Consider the following 1,707-nt stretch of genomic DNA (forward strand, 5'->3'; position numbering starts at 1 on the left):
CTTATTTATGACACGTTGATTAGCCTTGCAAGCCAAGAACCAGAACAACATGCACGTATCCGACAAAACCTATATGAACAGTTGGATCTGCCGTTCGATAAGCAACTGGCTTTGTACTCTTGTGCCCTTGGGCCTGCGAGTTCAGGTAAGCTTGAGAGCAGTCAAGGTATCAACAACGCTGTGGATTGCGCCGTTAAACTTCTGGAAACACCAGAACGCTAATCTACTTCGTTGTCTTTATCACGGCCCAATACCCCAAGGGCCGTTTTTGTTTCTGCGTTTCCTCAACACACTTTTCGACGCTAATCCCTTCTCACCAAACGTGATCTAGTTGCCAGTTTGCTTTTCTTAACTATTTGTTACGTCAACGCATTTTATAACCTACTCATTTACAGCGAGTGGGTTAGGGCGTACATAAGGTTTTGTTGCTTGGAATTTGTGTTTGGATTTTATATAAATAAAAACAATGAGTTAGTTTTATCTTGTTTGCGGATGGCAAGAGCTGTCATCGACTGGAGGTGATTCACAGACTCTCATTGTGCTAGGCAGGGCGTATCTACGCCTTGATTTTCAGCCTTGAGTTAAGCGCAAAAGGGTGAGGGCGTATCGCGAATAGCTTTTATAATTTCGACTATTGAGTTCATTCACACAAAACAACCAAACAAGTAATCGTGCGTGGAAACGAGTAGGAGAACAACATGAGTGGCTTACAGGAAACGCAATCAGCTGGTGCAAACGTGATTTTGCACGCCTTTGATTGGAAGTACGCTGACATTGCCCAACGAGCAAATGAAATCCACCAGCTAGGTTATGGCTCGGTGCTGGTTTCGCCACCAATGAAAAGCGCCCACGATGAACGTTGGTGGCAGCGCTATCAACCACAAGATTACCGTGTTATCGACAACGCGCTCGGTGACACCCAAGACTTCATCTATATGGTTCGTGAGCTCGAACGCGTAGGCGTTTTGGTATACGCCGATGTGGTGTTTAACCACATGGCTAACGAAGCACATTTACGCCGTGATCTGCAATATCCTCGTCAGGACGTGTTAGATCAATACCGACAAGACGAACATAAATACCAGTCTCTGAAGCTTTTCGGCGATTTATCCAAACCGCTATTTAGTGAAGAAGATTTTGTTGAAGCGTTTGGTATCAAAGACTGGAAAGATAAATGGCAGGTCCAAAATGGCCGAATTACAGGTGGGCCAACCGATCCTGGTTTACCAACCCTTCGCGTTTGTGAACATGTTGTCGAGCAGCAGCGAGCTTACTTAAAAGCATTGAAAGCGATAGGTGTGAAAGGCTTCCGTATTGATGCCGCGAAGCACATGACGCTTGAACACCTAAAACGCGTATGGACAGACGACATAACCCAAGATGTGCACATTTTTGGGGAAATCATTACCGATGGCGGTGCAACAGAAGAAGAGTATCAACTGTTTCTTGAGCCGTATTTACAAGAAACCCGTTTAGGTGCGTATGATTTCCCGCTGTTTTCGACCATCTTTAAAGCATTTTCAAAAAAAGGCAGTTTCAAGTCTCTGATTGACCCTTACTGTTTTGGCCAAGCGCTTTCAAACGGTCGAGCCATTACTTTTGTGGTGACGCATGATATTCCCAACAACGACGTCTTTCTCGATTTGATAATGGATGAAGAGGATGAGTGGATCGCTTATGCCTACATTCTCGGTCGCGATGGCGGCG

General features: G+C 45.2%; 2 protein-coding genes. Both read left to right on the plus strand.

Features of this window, described 5'->3' with window-relative positions; translation table 11 throughout:
* The coding region (locus R7P35_RS23870) for a PAS factor family protein (RefSeq protein ID WP_318092803.1) at nucleotides 1-222 on the plus strand (222 nt) is incomplete at its 5' end.
* 476 nt (nucleotides 223-698) lie between these two features.
* The coding region (locus R7P35_RS23875; protein WP_318092805.1) for an alpha-amylase family protein at nucleotides 699-1,707 on the plus strand (1,009 nt) is incomplete at its 3' end.

The organism is Vibrio sp. Vb0304 (genome assembly GCF_033338995.1).
GTDB lineage: Bacteria > Pseudomonadota > Gammaproteobacteria > Enterobacterales > Vibrionaceae > Vibrio > Vibrio alginolyticus.